This window comes from Empedobacter sp. GD03797 (assembly GCF_029842105.1).
Classification (GTDB): domain Bacteria; phylum Bacteroidota; class Bacteroidia; order Flavobacteriales; family Weeksellaceae; genus Empedobacter; species Empedobacter falsenii_C.
Genome location: NZ_JAOCFS010000034.1, coordinates 1 through 18,915 on the forward strand (window position 1 = coordinate 1; position 18,915 = coordinate 18,915).

The following is an 18,915-nucleotide window of genomic DNA, read 5'->3' on the forward strand; positions in this document are numbered from 1 at the left end:
TTTTGTTATTTTTACAAATATATCTTTTTAACCTTTCTTATTGTATTAACGGATTTGCCTGTTAATAAACTAATCTCTCTAAGAGAATTTTTTCCTAATTTCAAATGTTTTACGACATCACTATGTCTATTCAGTAATTGTTCATCAGATTGAATTGCACCTGCTTTTCTACCTTTATAAACACCTTTAATCTTTGCAATTTCTATTCCCTCACGTTGACGCTCTTCCATGTTCTCCTTTTCTGTCTCGGCAAAAGATGCAAGAACCATCACAGCTACATTAAACATTGGGTTCACCTTCCCATTATCCAAGAACATCGTTAAACCAAGATTTGTAATAGTAACCTGAATTTTATTTTTTTTCATGAACTCGATAATACCTAATGAGTCGTATGCATTTCTTCCAATACGTTCAACAGCATGAAATTCTACCTCATCAATTTTACCATCCTTAATATCTTGAATAAGATTGTTGCCTTCTGGTCTTTCAATAAATGGAGTCTTGCCACTAACCTTATCTATATACATTTTACAGTTATCATCTAATTGACGAGATTCATTTTGTCCAATTGAAGATACTCGGATATACTTTGCTTTAGTCATAATTCATTAAGTTTAGCAGTATCAAATATAGGGTATTTATTTTTAACACAAAAATTAAACTATTTTACTGCTTTTGCGGAGGATTAAAGCTCAAGAGGAATTCAACACTATTGTGTATACTCTAATTTTGACACAATGAATTAAAGTCAACTATTAAATTTTGAATTATGTCAAACTTTGGAATTTGACTAGTCCAATCTGAAGGGATATCACTAATTCCGTAAGCCAAGCTAGCTATACTTCCTGTTATTGCCCCAATTGTATCAGTATCTCCTCCTAAATTAACAGCCTTCAATACTGAATCCTTATAAGTTTTAGATGTAAGCACTGACCAAAGTGATGCTTCTAACGTGTTAACAACATAACCTGTACTTTTTATACCATCTATATCTATTAAAGATACATCCGTATTTAATAGACGGTACAGAACCGATATCTGAGAAATATCAATCTGACTAATAATGAGCTTTTGTAAAAATGATTCTTGCATGAGAATATACGCTTCAGAAACATTGTATCCATTTATTAATAGTCTTAAAAACTCCGTGTAGTAAAAACAACATAGTATTGAAATTCCATGAGAGTGAGTTAATGAAGAATACTTCTTAACAACATTATATCTATCTATAAATTCAAAATCTTTAACGTAAAAAGCAATGGGTAACATTCTCATCAATGAACCATTACCATTAGACCTAATATCACTTCCGCCACAATTTTCTAAAGGAACCCCATTTAAAAAATTCTGAACTGCATTTTGTGTAGTGATTCCAATATCAAAAGTAACTCCATGAGAAGTCATATAATTATTATAACACCATTTAGAAAACAATATCATTACTTCTTCCAAAGTATATTGATTTATTAATGATTCAATGGTACATAAAGTCATACTTGTATCATCCGAGAAAGAACCTAATGGCTGATTATGTGTCCCGTAATCTCGAAGTCCAACTACAGGATTAACTAAAAGAAGTTCTCTATCAACAAACTCAACAGGCACACCCAATATATCGCCAATAACAAAGCCAATTAATGCATTTTTAAGTCCCATAATTTTCATTGATTACTACAACGCAATATTGATATAATTTATAACTTCTACAACTAAAATTAGCCCCCTTAGTATCCTCTCATTCTCATCTAAGAAACATTCATATTTAGAAAGAAATGTAGGTATTCAAACCAAAAAAATATTTTTTTCCTGAAATTTTATATTTTTTTTACACAACTAATTAATTATCAAACAATAACTTATCAAACAACTGTAAATCAATAGATTTATAACTTGATTAACGTTATTTTTTTGTCCAAAAATGTACAATATTTCTTCTTAAATGATGTACTTAACCACTCCTCATTACTTTTTTAATTAAAAAAATAGTACAATCCAATTATAATGAATCTTCTAAAAAATGTTTTTTCGAAACTGAAGACTATTTATTTTAAAATTAACCTGAAGTCATGCACATTTACTTTGTGTAGTTGGCTTCGCTATGTCAAATAATTTATAGACAACCATGAGCAACAAAACAACTCAAATAACTAATAACAATACCAATATCGCATCATTCGTAAAATCGAAAAGAGTTTCAACCTATAAAAAATCACTAAAAAAATCACCAGCAACTCATAAAGTGATTAAGGATAATTTTTGGTGTATAACAATAGACCTTCGTAACTCTATTTTAGTTGATGGTGTACATGAAATATTAAGTTACTTAGCCAAAAAGCTTGGAACTGAAATAACTTACGTATCAGAAAAGAAGATTAAAAACAATCAAGCGCATATACATGGTTACTTTCTACTAAACTCAAGTAGACATAGAATACAAAAAGAATTTAATCTACTTCTTAATGGTTCACACTATGATATAAAAGAAGCATTTGATATAATTGGATGGAGAAATTATATAACCAAAGAAAATAAAGAACTCTATGTTACAAAAAATTAAAAAAATGAAGCTACTTACTAACCGTTTGTAGCTTTTTTTATTCCCCCAATTTTTCTACTTTTAGACGGTAATAACAATAATAAAATGTCAGAAGAACAAAAACGTATCTTAGAATCAAAGCTTTGGGATATCGCTAATATACTACGTGGTAAAATGAATGCAAATCAGTTCCAAGATTATATATTAGGATTCATTTTCTACAAATATTTATCAGAAAAAATGTTAACCGAGATTAATATAGTTTTAGCTCCTGATGGAATTACATATGAAGACATTATAGAAGGAACTAAACAAGGTGATTCTGACTTAGAGGAATTAAAATCTATCATGGTTGAAAAGGTTGGTTATTTCTTAAAACCTTCAGAGCTTTTTTCTTCAATTGCAAAGAAAGGAAATGCAAAATCTGAAGATGAAAATAAAGAAAGTGTTGATGTATTTATATTAGAGGACTTAGAAAGAATTTTACGTAATATTGAACGCTCTACATTAGGAACAGAATCACAAGACGATTTTGACAATCTTTTTTATGATATTGACCTAAACTCTCAAAAAATAGGTAAAACAGCAGAAGAACGAAACAGAACAATTTCCAAGATAATGAATGCTCTTAATCAGATTGATTTTGATTTAGCAAATACAGAATCTGATGTTTTAGGTGATGCATACGAGTATTTAATTGGAAAGTTTGCCGAAGGTGCTGGACAAAAAGCTGGAGAATTTTACACACCTCAACAAGTTTCTACCATTTTAGCAAAGTTAGTTACCGTTGGTAAAACCAAACTAAAATCGGTTTACGACCCAACGTGTGGTTCAGGTTCTTTACTTTTACGTGTAGCGAAACAAGTTGATGAGATTGGGCAATTTTACGGACAAGAAATGAACCGTACAACGTACAACTTGGCTCGAATGAATATGATTTTGCATGATGTATCATATTTAAAATTTGATATTAAAAACGAAGATACATTAGAGCGACCTCAACATAATGAACAACAATTTGAGGCTATTGTTGCAAACCCTCCATTTTCTGCCAATTGGAGTGCTAATCCGTTATTTATGGATGATGAGCGTTTTTCTCAATTTGGAGCTTTAGCCCCTAAAGGAAAAGCCGATTTTGCTTTTGTGCAACACATGTTTCATCATTTAGCTGAAAACGGTACAATGGCAACTGTACTACCTCATGGGGTTTTGTTTCGTGGAAGTACAGAAGAAAAAATTCGTAAACATTTTATTGAAGAACTAAACGCAATAGATGCAGTTATAGGTTTACCAGCCAATATATTTTTTGGTACAGGTATAGCTACTTGTATTTTGGTTCTGAAAAAATGCAGAAAAGACAACGAAGACATTTTGTTTATAGATGCAAGTAAAGGTTTTGAGAAACAAGGAAACCAAAATATTTTATTGCCTGAGCATATTAATAAAATTGTTGATACTTATCAAAACAGAACTACTCAAGATAAATTTTCTTATGTTGCAAAATTAGATGAGGTGCGTGAAAACGAATATAATTTAAATATACCTCGTTATGTAGATACGTTTGAAGATGAAGAGGTAATTGATATTAATACCATTGCGAACGAAATAAAAGCATTGGATGTTAATTTAAAAAAAAACCAACAAACTATTGCAGATTTCTGTAATCAGTTGAATATTGAAACACCTTTTTAATCATGGAAATATTACAACCCAAATTAAGATTTCCTGAGTTTAGAGATAATTGGTATAAACTAAAAGTAGAAGGAAATTTTGAAGTTTGTATGTGCAAAAGAATTTTTGCAAACCAAACTACTACGGAAGGTGATGTACCTTTTTATAAGATTGGAACTTTAGGTAATAAAGCAGATGCATTTATATCAAGAGAGCTTTATAATGAATATAAATCCAAATATAAATTCCCAATAAAAAGCGATGTTTTACTAACGTGTAGTGGTACAGTTGGTAAAACTGTTATTTATGATGGTAATGATTCTTATTTTCAAGACTCAAATATAGTTTGGCTAAAAAATAATGAAAAAAAAATCACAAATAATTTTCTATATAGATTACTAAATAATATTAATTGGTCAAAATTAAATTCAACTACTATAACAAGGATATATAGTTCTGATTTAAAGAATCTATCTTTTAGTTTCCCATCATTCCAAGAACAAACCAAAATCGCTGAGGTTTTAGGCTCAGTAGATAAGCAATTAGAACTTTTAAATACCAAAAAAGAAAAACTAAGCCTTTACAAAAAAGGTGTGATGCAACAATTGTTTTCGCAACAATTACGCTTTAAAGACGAAAACGAAAACGATTATTCTGAGTGGGAAGAGAAAACTTTGGGGGAAATTGGAGTAATAGTTTCAGGACTTACTTATAGCCCTAAAGATGTTGTTGATGATGGATTGTTAGTATTGCGTTCTTCTAATATTCAAAATAATAAATTATCATTTAATGATAATGTTTTTGTGAATGTTAAGAAATATAATCCTGTTAAAGCAGATGATATTCTTATATGTGTTAGGAATGGAAGCAAATACCTTATAGGAAAAAATGCACTGATAACTGATAATGAAAATGGATTTGCTTTTGGGGCATTTATGACAATTTATAGAAGTAATTTTAATAAGTACATTTTTCATTGGATGCAACATTCAACTTACAAAGAATATGTAAACAAAAACTTAGGAGCAACTATTAATTCAATAAATAGTAATGATTTAAAGAAGTTCTTAATACCTTTTCCTTCATCGGAAGAACAAACCAAAATCGCAAATTTCTTATCAGCTATAGATAAGCAAATAGAAACTGTAGAAACTGAAATTACTAAAACTGAAGTTTATAAAAAAGGATTGCTACAACAAATGTTTGTGTAAATTAATTAACTATGACCACTCAATCAGAACAAGCATTAGAAAATAAAATGATTCAACAATTGGTTAGTAACGGTTACGAGCGTGTAACTATTATTAACGAAGATGATTTAGTTGTTAATTTAAAAAAACAATTAGAAAAGTTTAATCACACAACATATACCGATTCAGAATTTAAACAAATTCTCAATCATTTAACTAAAGCTCTAAATCCATTTGACAAAGCAAAGGTATTAAGAGATAAATTTTCGTTTAAAAATGATAATAACGAAACTATTTACGTTGATTTCCTGAACCTAGAGCATTGGTGTCAAAACGAATATCAAGTAACTAACCAAGTAACTATGTATGGTAAGTACGAAAACCGTTATGATGTTACAATTCTTATCAACGGTTTACCTTTAGTTCAAATTGAGTTAAAAAAACGTGGCTTAGAAATAAAAGAAGCTTTTAACCAAGTGCTGAGGTATCATAAACATAGTTACGGAGCTGGTTTAGGTCTATTTCAGTATGTACAATTGTATATTATTAGCAATGGTGTAAATACTAAATACTACACATATAGTAAAGAGCAAGATTTTAAGTTTACATTTTATTGGACTGACGAAAAAAATAAACGTATTTCTGAATTAGAGGATTTTACAAGCACATTTTTAGATAAATGCCACGTAAGTAAAATGATTACACGCTATACTGTTTTACACGAAGGTTTTAAACAGTTAATGGTATTAAGACCATACCAATATTACGCTGTGGAACGCATTGTCGACAAAGTAAAAACAAGTACAAAAAATGGATATATTTGGCATACAACAGGCTCAGGAAAAACTTTAACATCCTTTAAAACTAGCCAAATTTTATCCAAAATTCCAAAAGTAGATAAGGTTATTTTTTGCGTTGATAGAACAGATTTAGATTACCAAACATCAAAAGAGTTTAACGCTTTTAGTCCAGGTTCTGTCGATTCTACAGAGAGTACACAAACATTAGTAAAACAATTTGCAGATGTAAACACCAAATTAATTGTAACTACTATACAAAAGTTAAATACAGCTATCAGTAAAGAAAAGCATACAAAAGTGATGAATGATTTAGCTGATAGAAAAGTGGTTTTTATTTTTGATGAATGTCACCGTTCTCAGTTTGGTGATACGCACAAAAGAATTGTAAAGTTTTTCAGAAATCACCAAATGTTTGGTTTTACAGGAACTCCAATTTTAGCAGAAAACGCAATTACTAAAAATGGAGTAAAACATTTGACTAAAGATTTATTTGGTGAACGTTTGCATGATTATGTTATAACAGATGCAATAAACGATAACAATGTATTACCTTTTTCAATTGAATATGTAGGTAAATACAAGTACAAAGACAATTCAAAAAATAATCTTGATATTGAAGTAGAAGCCATTGATACAAAAGAATTATTTGAAAGTGATGAAAGAATTAAAAAAATAAGTCAATACATTATTCAAAATCATTCAAGTAAGTCTAAAAATAATGGTTTTACAGGCATGTTTTGTATTAGTAATACCAAAACATTAATCAAATACTTTGATACTTTCAGAAGGCTAAAATCTGAAGGAAAACACAACTTTAAAATTGCAACAATATTTAGTTATACTGCTAACGAAGATGCTAACGAGGATAAATCAGGTGAAATACCAGAAGAACAATTAGATTTTAGTAACACTAAAATTGATATTCATACGAGAGATGTTTTAGAAACTTACATCAAAGAATATAACATTGAGTTTGGAACAAATTATTCTACGAAAGACAGCAAATCATTCAACAATTATTATAAGAATATTGCAAAGCGTGTAAAAAATAGAGAAATAGACATCTTATTTGTTGTAAATATGTTTCTAACAGGCTTTGATTCTCCGCCCCTAAACACATTATATGTTGATAAAAATTTAAAATATCACGGTTTAATTCAAGCTTATTCGCGAACAAATCGCCTAAAAGGAGATAAGAAAAGTCACGGACAAATTGTAGTGTTCAGAAACTTAAAGAATGCTACAGATGAAGCGATTGAACTATTCTCTAATAAAGATGCTAAAGAAACTATCATAATACCTCCATTAGAAGATTACATTGACCAATTTAATGAAGCTGTAAAAGCATTATTAACAATAGCACCAAATGTAGGAAGTGTTGATGAGTTCTATTCAGAATCACAAAAATTACAGTTTGTAAAAGCATTCAGAGAATTGTTGAGGTTAAAAAATAGAATGGATACATACACTGATTTTAGTTTTGATGAACTATTATTAGATGAGCAAAATTTTAATAATTACGCATCTAAATATCAAGATTTAAAACGTGAAGCAGAAAACTCGCCTAATAAAGAATCAATTTTAAACGAGGTTGATTTCAACCTAGAATTAATTCATAAGGATATCATAAATGTAGATTATATCATTCGTCTACTATCTAACTTGGAAGAAGAAGATATTGAAAAAGGTACAAAGAAAAAACGTCAATCTGAAATTTTATCTATGATTGATAATGACCCTATATTAAGAAATAAACGAGATTTAATTGAACAATTTATTGCTGAACAATTACCATTCTTACAAGATTCTGAAATAATTATTGATGCTTTTGATGAATTTATTAATATTCAAAAACTAAAAGAGTTTAACTACTTAATTAGAGAAGAGAAACTTGATAGTAATAAATTACAAGAAACATTAGAAAGCTATTTGTTTACAGGTCGCTTTCCTACTAACAACGAACTAGTTGAAACATTAAAAGAAAAACCTTCATTCAGAGAAAGGAGAACTATCGGTGAGCGATTAATCACAAAAGTTAATTACTTTGCTGATAGATTCTTGAGATAAAAAAAGGAGGTGTAATAACCTCCTTTTTTAGTAAAAACAAGACATATAAAATCCTGTTCGTGATGATAATCACAAAGGAAATATATTCTTATTATAAAATTGGATTTAAATTTACGCCCTAGAATAGGACTAGGATTATCAATTGAAAGCTACTTCTCTGTAACTTAATAAGATTTCAATAAATCTTAAAAATTCTCTAGTGTTAATTTCAATTGAAAGAAAACTCTTATTAAAACATTCAATCATTCGTAAGCCATCATCAGAAAGTTGAAGTAAACAATTATAAACCCTATCATATCCTCCTTCAAGATTTAACAAGTAATTTCTACAATTGTTAAAAATATTAATATCATTATTGCAATCACCTACTGTTAAATAAGCTGATATTATTTGTACCATATCACTATTATATCTAGTAACTTCAAAAGAATCAAAATTAGAATTATTTGAAGGTCTAATACCTTTAAACCCTATCGCATATAATTGATTTACTAGATAAAAGAATTGATTCGTGTTTACAGAAATTATTTCATCAAAAACATCATCTATTAAACAAATAGTATTAATGATTTCTATTATATTTTCTAACAAGAGTTCAAAAGTCCCAAAAGAAATTGTTTCCGAATAAAAATCTTCATAATAGACTAGATAATCATACAGAATATTTTCATCAATACCTCTTTTAATTTTTATTGCCATATATATAGCATTAGAATAAATAAACTCATCAATATGAGAAAGCTCTAATACATTATTTACTGCATTATTCACATTATCTTCTGTCATTTCATTCTGAAAAAACAAATTTGAGAAAGGGTTAACCCTTTCATTTACGTTTAAAAACATATATTTTTTTTAAAAAAATTGATTTACTGATGGACTCTCCATCAATTGTTATTTTCCTTAATAATAAAGCAATAGAAATGCTATTCATGATTAATAACCACAAAGCAAATTGTACTTTAATAAATATTTTGAATTTGTTTTACCCTTGGATAAGGATAGATAATTTAAATCTCTTGAATCTACAATTCATGAAACTTTATTTTAGCAGGAATGAAATTTCTAAATAATCATTCAATACTTTAAGTCTGTTTATTGAAATTGAATCAATTTTGCGCCTTAATATAACTACCCTAAATCATTGGAAACAATTCACCAAGAATAACTTTTTGAACACTTGTATAAGCTTCCAATTTGAATTTATAACTTGATTTTGAGAAATTAAAATCATTGCTATTTAACGGATTTACAAAATACTGATAATTCTTATTCTTCATTCTTTTTTTAATTTTTTGTTAATAAATTTTCTATATCTTCTGATGCATAATAAACCTTTTTCCCGATTTTATAACCGTTCAAAAATTCCGACTTCTCCCACCTTAAAATAGTGGTATAACTAATATCTAAAAGTTCTTGCAATTGCTTCCTAGTAATTAATTTTTTACTACTCTCACTTTTAGAAAAATCATAAGTATTACTCATTTCTTCTTTTTTTTTACAAAGGTTACACTATTATTTTAATTACACAAGTGATTGATTATCAAATATTTTCAAGTAACCTATTTGAAAAATTCACTTAACTTACTTCAAAATACAATATGCTGTATATGAGGAAGTTTTTAAGATTAAAATTACAATAATTAACAATATACTATATTAAGCAAATAATAAAAAAAACAATACTTTAACTTTTTCTTAAGGAAAATATTATGTCATAATCGTATAAAATGATTAGAATAAAATATGTAATTTTAAAAAAATTAGGAAGTGGTACAAAATGTGGTACTGAATAAAACAAAAAAAAGACTTAACTGATTATTAAATAATCTATTAAGTCTTAATTTCAGTACTCGGAGTGGGAATCGAACCCACACTCCAAAGGAACACGAGTTTGAGTCGTGCGCGTCTACCAATTCCGCCATCCGAGCCTTTATGGACTGCAAATATAATGTTAGTTTATTTATTTTTCCAACTATTTTTTAAACTTTTTACAGAATTATTTCTAACGTATCGTAAGCCAAATGTTTACCTTTTGGTAATTTTTCCTCTACTTCATCATGAAATCCCAAATGATGCGAAATATGTGTAAAATAAGTCTGCTTTGCGCCTATCAAATCCGAGTATAGTATTGCTTCATCTAATAATATATGCGAAAAATGTTCTTGTTCTACTCGCAACGCACTAATGATTAAAACTTCTACTCCTCGTAATTTTTCTAGAGATTCTGTTGGGATCGTTTTTACATCCGTTAAATAAGCAATTTTATCATCAATCAAATAGCCCAAAATAGGCAAAGGTCCATGCAAAACCTTTATTGGTTCAATCGTAAATCCAGCTACCGAAAATTTTTCATCTTCCACAACATTTTCTATCACCGTTGGCACTCCAGGATATTTATGTTCAGCAAACATATATGGAAATCGATTATGTAATTCATCCAACACTCTCTTCAAACCATAGACATTCATATCTTCTCCAGATTTAAAAACCAAAGGACGAATATCATCCAATCCTAAAACATGATCATTATGTTCGTGTGTATACAGAATTCCGTCCAATCTTTGCGCATTATAACGCAACATTTGCTGTCTAAAATCTGGTCCACTATCTATCGTAACAACCTTTCCATCCTTTTCTAACAACAAAGAAGAACGCAAACGTTTATCTTTTTGATTTGTTGACAAACACACTGGATGATCGCTACCAATAATCGGAATTCCTTGCGAAGTCCCAGTTCCTAAAAAATGTATTCTTATATTTGATTTAGCCATAATGATTTGGTAAATTTACCACAAACTATTTGAAATTAAAATATGGCATTAGAACAAGTTCTTACTCCTAAACAAAAAGCTTTAGAGATCAATTTGAATCCGAAAATATACGGTTCTTTTGCAGAAATTGGAGCAGGTCAAGAGACCGTTCGTTTTTTTTATCGCGCAGGTGCTGCTTCGGGTACTGTTGCAAAAGCGATGAGTGCTTATGACAAAGAAATGTCCGATTCGATATATGGTGTAGAAGAAAATCGTCGTTATGTGACACAAGCTCGCCTTAAAAAGATGCTGGATCATGAGATGGAATTGATGAAAGAGCGTCTAATACACGATCACTACAAAGAAAAAGCATTTTTTACGTACGCAAATACAGTGACAACAATTGATTATTCGAAGAAAAATGAAGGTCAAGGTTGGATTGGTTTACGTTTCAAATTGAATGCAGAAGAAGAAAAAGCAAACGAGATTATTTTTCACGTCAAATTCAAAGAAAATACGGCTCAATTGCAACAAGAAACTTTAGGTGTTTTGGGTGTTAATTTGATTTATGGTGCTTATTATTACTACGATAATCCTCGAAAATTAATCAAATCTTTGTACGATACGTTGGATAAAGATCAGTTAGAAATTGACATGATTAACTTTCGTGGTCCACAATTCAAATATGTTGATAATCGTTTGATGTCGCTTCAATTGGTTAAAAATGGAATGACTGATGTTGCGGTTTTCAATCCACAGGGAAAAAATATTTTACCTGCCGATTTATTATACAAGAAAAATATCTTCGCTGTTCGTGGCTCTTTCCGTCCTTTTATGAATGTCAATATGGATATGTTCAAAGGTGGTTTGGAGATTTTCAAACAAGAAGATGATGTTCGAACAGATAATACCGAAATTTTATTCGAAATTACACTTTCTAATTTGATTGCTTCTGGTTTTGAAGGCGAATTGAATGAACGAGATTTCTTAGATCGCGCTGATATTATTGGTAGTTTAGGTTACAATGTTATCATTTCTAACTTTTCTGAATATTATAAATTAGTCGATTATTTCTCAAAATTCACTCGAAATCAAACCAAAGTTGGTTTAGCAATGGGTGTTAATAATTTGGTCGAAATTTTCAATGAGCAATATTATGCCGATTTACCTGGCGGAATTATGGAAGCTTTCGGGAAATTATTCAAGAAAAATGTAAAAGTTTATCTGTATCCATATTTAGACAAAGAAAAAGATATTTTGTTGACGTCGAAAAATCTACAAGTAAGTGATAGTGTGCACGAGTTGTACAAATATTTCTTATATAACGGAAGAATTCAAGATATTTTGAATTACAACAGAGGTTATTTAGATTCTTATTCTCGCCGAATTTTAGAAAAAATCGCCAATGCCGAACAAGATTGGGAAAATGAATGCCCAGAAGGTGTTGCTGATATGATCAAAGATCGTGGAATGTTTGGCTACAAATTGAAATATATGTTGGAGTAAATTCTAGTATGTCAATCTGAACTCGTTTCAGATTCTCATCATAAACAATATACTATGTTGAAATGAATTCAACATGACAAACCACTTCTGCAGAAGTGGTTTTTTATTTTAATAACCTCATTATTTATTGATAAAAATTTTAAAATCATTAAATAAAAGCTGAAAAGTCTTTTCCAATTGAACTTCAGAAGTAGTAGAAGCCGAAACTCCTTCATGTTTAAACTCTAAAATTGATCCTGATTCTTTCGCATAAATCTTTTCCAAATTTTGTAAATCATAAACTTCAAGAATAATATGATACTCTCTTTTCATCTGATTATTGTTCATTGAATTATCTTTTTTACCATTTTTATAAGCAGGCTTCAACAATGTTTTCAACAGTAATAAATAATCTTTATTTGTCTGATCTTTTATTAAAATTAATTCATCTTTTGTTAATAGATATTTAAAATCACTTACATCAAAATCAATAAAATTTTGTTGAAGATATAACTGAGAACCAAAAAGAGATTTGAAATCATTATCAACCTTTTCATTAAATTTTACAGCATTAAATGGAAAATTATTTTTAACCAATAAAAAGGTTTTATCAAGATGAACTAATTTCTTATCTGGATTTAATAATACATCTGTTAATGCATATTTTGGTGAGTAACAAGAATTAAAAAAGCATAAAATACAACCAAATAAAAATAATTTTCTCATACATAAATATTAGTGAATTTTAAAGATAACAAAAAAGCTCTGAGTTTCCTCAGAGCTTAAAAATCATTATATAAAAATTCTTTCGAATTAATCTTCAGCAAATAATTCTGCTTCGTCAGCTGGATTATCAACAGAAGGTTTTCCATCTACTGGCTCACCTTTGATTAATGCAACAATTTTAGCTTCAATTTCTTCTGCCAATTCAGGATTATCTTTCAATACTTCTTTTACAGCATCGCGACCTTGCCCTAATTTGCTATCGTTGTATGAATACCAAGAACCAGATTTGTTTACAATTCCTTTCTCAACACCCATATCCAAAATTTCTCCAACTTTAGAAATTCCTTCACCGTACATAATATCAAATTCTGCTTGACGGAATGGTGGAGCAACTTTATTTTTAACCACTTTTACTTTCGAGTGATTTCCGATTACCTCATCTCCATTTTTGATTTGAGTAGAACGACGGATATCCAAACGTACAGATGCATAGAACTTTAAGGCATTACCACCAGTTGTTGTTTCAGGATTTCCGAACATTACCCCAATTTTTTCACGTAATTGGTTAATGAAAATCGCTGTACATTTCGTTTTATTGATTGTTCCTGTCAATTTACGTAAAGCTTGCGACATCAAACGTGCTTGTAATCCCATACGAGAATCTCCCATTTCACCTTCAATCTCCGCTTTTGGAGTAAGAGCCGCAACAGAGTCAATTACGATGATATCTATCGCTCCCGAACGAATTAAGTTATCTGCAATTTCTAACGCTTGCTCCCCATTATCTGGTTGAGAAATAATTAAGTTTTCTACATCAACACCTAATTTCGCAGCATAATAACGGTCAAAAGCATGCTCAGCATCAATAAAAGCAGCAATACCACCAGCTTTTTGCGCTTCTGCAATAGCGTGTAACGTTAATGTTGTTTTACCTGAAGATTCTGGTCCGTAGATTTCGATAACACGTCCGCGAGGATAACCTCCTACTCCTAACGCCAAATCTAATCCCAAAGATCCAGAAGGAATTACTTCTATTTTATCATCAACAGCCGAATCTCCCATACGCATTACAGTTCCTTTCCCGTAAGCTTTGTCCATCTTATCTAAGATCAGCTGTAACGCTTTCTTTTTATTGTCTAAATCGCTCATTATATTATTTTTTATTTTTCTAAAATTTGTTTTGCGTGTTCTTTTGTTTTCACTTTTTCGATTACATCTGTAATCACTCCTTTTTCATCAATGATGAAAGTTGTACGATGAATTCCATCAAATTCGCGTCCCATAAATTTCTTTGGTCCCCAAACGCCAAAAGCATTTAAAATTTCGTGATTTTCGTCTGCAAGCAAAGGAAAAGGTAAATTGTTTTTCTCTGCAAAATTCTTTTGTCTTTTCACAGAATCTGCACTTACTCCAACCAAATGATAACCTTGTGCCTTCAATGCATTTTCGTTATCGCGCAAATCACATGCTTCGGCTGTACAACCAGGCGTACTTGCTTTTGGATAAAAGAAAACGACTAATTTTTTTCCTGCAAAATCTTGGTACGAAACTTCGTTTCCATCTTGATCAATTCCTTTAAAATCTGGAACTTTATCTCCTATTTTTAACATCTTGATTTATCTTTAGAACTTCTCGTAAAAATAATGATTAAATCTTGAATCATTACTGATTTAACTAATTAATCTTTTATTTATACTACAAATGTAATGTTACACAACGCCAAAATAAGTCGCTTAAACTTTACTTTTTTAAAATTTTTGAATTTTGAGTTTCTAATTACTAAATTCTAGCACTTAACAACTTCATTCATTTTTTCCTTGATGAAAAAACGAATCAAAAAAATCAAGACTTGGATTTTCGATGGTCAATAATCTTTTTATTCGCTAAAACTTTTAAAATCGTTCGCTACCGCTCAGTAAAACTTTTTACGCTCATTTCAAAGAATTGACACTCATCTGCAAATCCGATGTCATTTTTAAATGAATAAAAATTGAAAAATTAAAATGAAAAGGTTAAAAAAAGGAAAAGCTGTTATTTTAAAACTTACGAAAAATATTCGAACTTCGATTTTCTAATAGCGAGCTTCGCATTTCGTAAAACATAAAGCGAAATTAAAGATCTTTCCCTATTTTTACACAAAAAGTTTCAGAACTTATGATGTTAAAGAAAGAACGTATCCAATTTGTGATTGATGAATTGGAAAAATTATATCCAGTTCCACCAATTCCATTAGATCATCAAGATGCTTTTACATTATTGATTGCCGTTTTATTATCTGCCCAAACAACAGATAAAAAAGTGAATCAAGTAACACCCGAATTATTTGCGAAAGCTGCCAACGCAAAAGCAATGTCGCTGTTAGAAGTAGATGAAATAAAATATTATATCCGCGAAATTGGTTTATCAAACACAAAAGCCAAAAACATCAAACGTTTATCCGAAATTTTAATCGAAAAATACGATGGAGAAGTTCCAGAAGGTTTTGAAGAATTAGAAGAATTACCTGGCGTTGGGCATAAAACTGCTTCGGTTGTGATGTCTCAATGGTTTGGTCATCCTGCTTTTCCTGTCGACACACATATTCATCGTTTGATGAAATTATGGAAATTGACAAAAGGGAAAAATGTTGAGGAAACAGAAAAAGATGCGAAAAAAATCTTTCCAAAAGAATTGTGGAACAAATTACATATTCAAATCATTTATTATGGACGAGAATATTCTCCCGCACGTGCTTGGAGTTTAGACAAAGATTTTATTACACGAAAAATGTTCGAATAAAAAATACCTTCCAAGATGGAAGGTATTTTTCTTTATTATTTTACAATTTCAAAAACTTGCAAACGAAGCTTTATCGTATCTACTTTGCTCAATGTATCTTGCAAAACCAAATATTTTGGATCTAATTGTTTCACATAGTACTCATATTGCGTTGTATCATTCAGAGACATCGTTAACAAACGTTTTGTTTTAAACGTATTATACACATACGTTCCTGTCGTTTGTTCTTGCACACAATTTCCTTTTTCAGTTTTATACATGTTAGAATTATAATTCTTAACATCCGAAAAATCTAATGTAGATTGTCGTTCACAAGCCAACAATTTGTCAGTTTCCGTTATATTCCCTTTCGTTTTTCTAATTTCTTTCAATTGCCATTTTCCAGATCGCAATAATTGATCTTGCGATATTGCCAACGAATCGTCTTCTTTGCACGAAAAAACTGAAAGCAATAAAATTGACGCTAAAAATAGGCTGAATATATTTTTCATTCGGTTCAATAATTATCTGGTAAAAATAAAGATTTTGAATGATGTTTTCACTTTATAAAAAAGATTTGAGATAAAATTTTAACTTTAACCTTCAAACCATTGAAATATGAAAACTTTTCAAATCGATACTTCCGACGGATTCAAAATTGCAGTGACCTCTTTTGGTGAAAATAATGCAACCAAAAAAATTATTGTCATTTCGTCTGCAATTGGTGTTAAACAAACTTTTTATGCCAAATATGCAACGTATTTAGCTAACAAAGGATATTTAGTTTTTACCTATGATTATCGAGGAATCGGCGATTCTAAACCAAAAAAGTTAAAAGATTTTGAAGCGCATTTTACAGATTGGGCGGACAAAGATTTTTTAGGTCTGACACAATATATAGAAGAATTTTATCCCAATCACGAAAAATTTTTAATTGGTCATAGCATTGGCGGAATTATGATTGGTTTGACACGCGCTTACAAAGTTTATGATAAAATTGTAACGATTGGCTCACAATATGGTTATATCAAAAATTTTCATCAAAAAGATAAGCCAAAAGTGAATTTCTTTTTTCGTATTGCGATTCCTATTTTGTCTGCTTTTTACGGATTTTTTCCTTCTCAAAAAGTTGGAATGGGCGAACCAATTCCAATTGGAATTGCAAAAGATTGGCGAAAATTAATTCTGAATGAAACTTCTATTTTAGGTTATGCAGATGAAACTCAAAATTTGTATGATGAAATTACAAAACCTGTTTTAATCATTAGTTTGGATGATGATTTTATGGCAACGCCAAAATCTGTAGATTTATTTGCGCAATTTGTTTTGAAAAATGCGAAGAAAAAACGTTTAAATATCATTCCAAAAGAATATGGATTGAATGAAATTGGACATTTAGACTTCTTTCGAGAAAAAAATAAAACCGAAATTTGGCATATTCCTCTTGATTATATTGAAGAATAAAAAAAGTTCGAGAAATTTGAACAGATTAAAAATTAATTATTATAATAATGAGCTCAAACCCTTTCTTAACTCACTATAACAATATGTTGTGCATTATGATTTTTATAATTAAAATAATCTAAAACAATTTGAATCTCAATTCACTTTACTGAGAAATTCTAAAAAATGAATTGAGACATAATTTTCTCAAATGTGTGACCAATTTATGGTAAGACGAAATTACACAAAATATTTTAATGTTTTAAAACAAGAATTCTTGATAGGAAAACCTGAAAATATAGATGAACTAAAGTAATATGTTTAAACAAAGTGTTTATCTCTATAACAGTCTAAGATCTCTCTTGAGTCTTAAAAATAAGACTCCAAAAAAAATATAAAAAAAACTGAAAAAAACATATTCCTTCGGGCTTAAATATTATTTTAGGACTAGTCATCTATTTCTTTTTCAAGATAAAAACTTCTTTGATTTTTTCTGAATCAACTTTATCGTTTTTTGATGTTTTTTCAAGTTTTGTAATCAAATGATTTACTTCTTCTTCAGAAGCTGGACCACCAATATTTTCTCCATTTACGCGAGAATCTTCTAGAACTTTTCCGTTCGAATCTAGAATTACCCAAAAAGGTAAACCTTGATCTTTTCCACCTAATTTTTCGTTAATTTCAGCGCCGCCTGGCGTTTCTAAATTTTTCTTTTCAGCACGTTCTTGAACAGTAATAAATGTTTTGACATAATTCGCATCAAAATATGGTTTCACAGCTGGATCGTCCATATTTTTTTCCATCTTTTTACACCATCCACACCAAGAAGCATGAAAAATTAAGAAGACATTTTTATTTTCAACTTTCGCTTGATTTTGAGCTTTTGTTAATATTTCTGTTGCTGTTTGCGCGTTTACGATTCCTGCGAAAGCAATCATAAAACTTACGATTAAGGCTTTTAATTTCATTGTAATAAGTATTTAAGTAAATGTAAATAAATAATTGTATTTTCAATTAAAAATTAACACTTATGAAACATTTTTTAGGATTTATCATTTTGCTATTTCTCACAAGTTGCGCATCCAATTACATAAAAACGATTGAAGGAAAATGGAAACAAGATTTTTTGGATTATAAATCGAAAGTGGTAGAAGTTCCTTTGTCGAAAAATGATGCGATTATGGATGTTTCGAGAAATAAATCAAAATTGAAAATAGAATTTGATTTTCAGGACGGTTATGAAAAAGACGTGACAGATTCTGTTGTGTTTAAATTTCCTCAACTCAAATTCAGAAAGATAAATCTTGATAAAACTTCTAATTATTATGATTTGACTTATAATGCAACTTGTGATTGTTTTTATGGTGAAATGAAATCATATTCTGGAAATGTATTAAACATAAAATTGAACAGAGTTTCTTCGGTTAAATAAATTTAATGGAAATCATTATCTTTGCACAAAATTATTAGAACATCGTTCTAATATT

Annotated in this window: 19 protein-coding genes, 1 tRNA gene and 1 pseudogene; 9 read left to right on the forward strand and 12 right to left on the reverse strand. The window is 29.6% G+C overall.

Annotated elements, in window-relative coordinates:
- Positions 1-11 precede the first annotated feature (11 nt).
- Complete coding sequence (locus N5D90_RS15325; RefSeq protein ID WP_280063143.1) at positions 12-602, reverse strand: recombinase family protein; 591 nt, start codon at positions 600-602, stop codon at positions 12-14.
- A 121-nt stretch (positions 603-723) separates the two neighbouring features.
- A complete protein-coding gene (locus tag N5D90_RS15330; protein WP_280063145.1) occupies positions 724-1,656 on the reverse strand; it encodes an ADP-ribosylglycohydrolase family protein in 933 nt (310 codons plus the stop codon).
- A 466-nt stretch (positions 1,657-2,122) separates the two neighbouring features.
- Here N5D90_RS15330 and N5D90_RS15335 point away from each other — a divergent pair, with 466 nt between their 5' ends.
- From N5D90_RS15335 to N5D90_RS15350, 4 genes are all read left to right on the forward strand, one after another.
- Entirely contained in the window at positions 2,123-2,557 is a 435-nt protein-coding gene (locus tag N5D90_RS15335; protein ID WP_280063146.1) for a hypothetical protein, read from the forward strand.
- An 84-nt stretch (positions 2,558-2,641) separates the two neighbouring features.
- On the forward strand, positions 2,642-4,228 hold the full coding sequence (locus tag N5D90_RS15340; protein ID WP_280063148.1) for a type I restriction-modification system subunit M: 1,587 nt from the start codon (positions 2,642-2,644) through the stop codon (positions 4,226-4,228).
- Positions 4,229-4,230: 2 nt separating this feature from the next.
- Entirely contained in the window at positions 4,231-5,418 is a 1,188-nt protein-coding gene (locus N5D90_RS15345; RefSeq protein WP_280063150.1) for a restriction endonuclease subunit S, read from the forward strand.
- Positions 5,419-5,429: 11 nt separating this feature from the next.
- Positions 5,430-8,264 (forward strand): type I restriction endonuclease subunit R, encoded by a 2,835-nt coding sequence (locus tag N5D90_RS15350; protein ID WP_280063152.1) that lies wholly within the window; start codon positions 5,430-5,432, stop codon positions 8,262-8,264.
- 138 nt (positions 8,265-8,402) lie between these two features.
- On the opposite strand, the gene N5D90_RS15355 is transcribed toward N5D90_RS15350, so the two are convergent.
- From N5D90_RS15355 to N5D90_RS15375, 5 genes are all read right to left on the reverse strand, one after another.
- On the reverse strand, positions 8,403-9,050 hold the full coding sequence (locus N5D90_RS15355) for a hypothetical protein (RefSeq protein WP_280063154.1): 648 nt from the start codon (positions 9,048-9,050) through the stop codon (positions 8,403-8,405).
- Between the two features lie 350 nt (positions 9,051-9,400).
- Complete coding sequence (locus tag N5D90_RS15360; protein WP_280063155.1) at positions 9,401-9,544, reverse strand: hypothetical protein; 144 nt, start codon at positions 9,542-9,544, stop codon at positions 9,401-9,403.
- A 7-nt stretch (positions 9,545-9,551) separates the two neighbouring features.
- Positions 9,552-9,749, reverse strand: a complete 198-nt coding sequence (locus N5D90_RS15365) for a helix-turn-helix domain-containing protein (protein WP_280063156.1) — start codon at positions 9,747-9,749, stop codon at positions 9,552-9,554.
- Positions 9,750-10,114: 365 nt separating this feature from the next.
- A tRNA-Leu gene (locus N5D90_RS15370) sits at positions 10,115-10,195 on the reverse strand.
- Positions 10,196-10,255: 60 nt separating this feature from the next.
- Positions 10,256-11,038, reverse strand: coding sequence for an MBL fold metallo-hydrolase (locus N5D90_RS15375; protein ID WP_280063157.1), 783 nt, complete (start codon positions 11,036-11,038; stop codon positions 10,256-10,258).
- Between the two features lie 42 nt (positions 11,039-11,080).
- Here N5D90_RS15375 and N5D90_RS15380 point away from each other — a divergent pair, with 42 nt between their 5' ends.
- Complete coding sequence (locus N5D90_RS15380; RefSeq protein WP_115002193.1) at positions 11,081-12,523, forward strand: TonB-dependent receptor; 1,443 nt, start codon at positions 11,081-11,083, stop codon at positions 12,521-12,523.
- A gap of 120 nt (positions 12,524-12,643) precedes the next feature.
- Here N5D90_RS15380 and N5D90_RS15385 read toward each other — a convergent pair whose 3' ends face one another.
- The 3 genes from N5D90_RS15385 to bcp all read right to left on the reverse strand — a co-directional run bounded on the left by N5D90_RS15385 (position 12,644) and on the right by bcp (position 14,844).
- The gene (locus tag N5D90_RS15385; RefSeq protein WP_115002191.1) at positions 12,644-13,228 is read right to left on the reverse strand and encodes a hypothetical protein; all 585 of its coding nucleotides are present in this window, start codon (positions 13,226-13,228) and stop codon (positions 12,644-12,646) included.
- A gap of 87 nt (positions 13,229-13,315) precedes the next feature.
- Positions 13,316-14,377 carry a recombinase RecA gene (gene recA, locus N5D90_RS15390; RefSeq protein WP_038333157.1) on the reverse strand — a complete coding sequence of 354 codons (1,062 nt, stop codon included), beginning with the start codon at positions 14,375-14,377 and terminating at the stop codon, positions 13,316-13,318.
- An 11-nt stretch (positions 14,378-14,388) separates the two neighbouring features.
- Entirely contained in the window at positions 14,389-14,844 is a 456-nt protein-coding gene (gene bcp, locus N5D90_RS15395; RefSeq protein WP_115002189.1) for a thioredoxin-dependent thiol peroxidase, read from the reverse strand.
- Between the two features lie 541 nt (positions 14,845-15,385).
- Between bcp and nth the strand changes: the two genes are divergently transcribed.
- A complete protein-coding gene (gene nth, locus N5D90_RS15400) occupies positions 15,386-16,006 on the forward strand; it encodes an endonuclease III (RefSeq protein WP_038333161.1) in 621 nt (206 codons plus the stop codon).
- A 35-nt stretch (positions 16,007-16,041) separates the two neighbouring features.
- Here nth and N5D90_RS15405 read toward each other — a convergent pair whose 3' ends face one another.
- Positions 16,042-16,497: a lipocalin family protein gene (locus N5D90_RS15405; protein ID WP_280063158.1), complete on the reverse strand. Its 456-nt coding sequence runs from the start codon at positions 16,495-16,497 to the stop codon at positions 16,042-16,044.
- 106 nt (positions 16,498-16,603) lie between these two features.
- On the opposite strand from N5D90_RS15405, the gene N5D90_RS15410 reads away from it, so the two are divergent.
- Entirely contained in the window at positions 16,604-17,449 is an 846-nt protein-coding gene (locus tag N5D90_RS15410; protein ID WP_038333163.1) for an alpha/beta fold hydrolase, read from the forward strand.
- A 181-nt stretch (positions 17,450-17,630) separates the two neighbouring features.
- Positions 17,631-17,719, forward strand: a pseudogene (locus tag N5D90_RS17135) (IS982 family transposase); the annotation flags it as partial.
- A 164-nt stretch (positions 17,720-17,883) separates the two neighbouring features.
- On the opposite strand, the gene N5D90_RS15415 reads toward N5D90_RS17135, so the two are convergent.
- Positions 17,884-18,396, reverse strand: coding sequence for a thioredoxin family protein (locus N5D90_RS15415; protein ID WP_280063160.1), 513 nt, complete (start codon positions 18,394-18,396; stop codon positions 17,884-17,886).
- Positions 18,397-18,458: 62 nt separating this feature from the next.
- Here N5D90_RS15415 and N5D90_RS15420 point away from each other — a divergent pair, with 62 nt between their 5' ends.
- Positions 18,459-18,860, forward strand: a complete 402-nt coding sequence (locus tag N5D90_RS15420; protein WP_038333167.1) for a hypothetical protein — start codon at positions 18,459-18,461, stop codon at positions 18,858-18,860.
- The last annotated feature ends 55 nt before the right edge of the window (positions 18,861-18,915 follow it).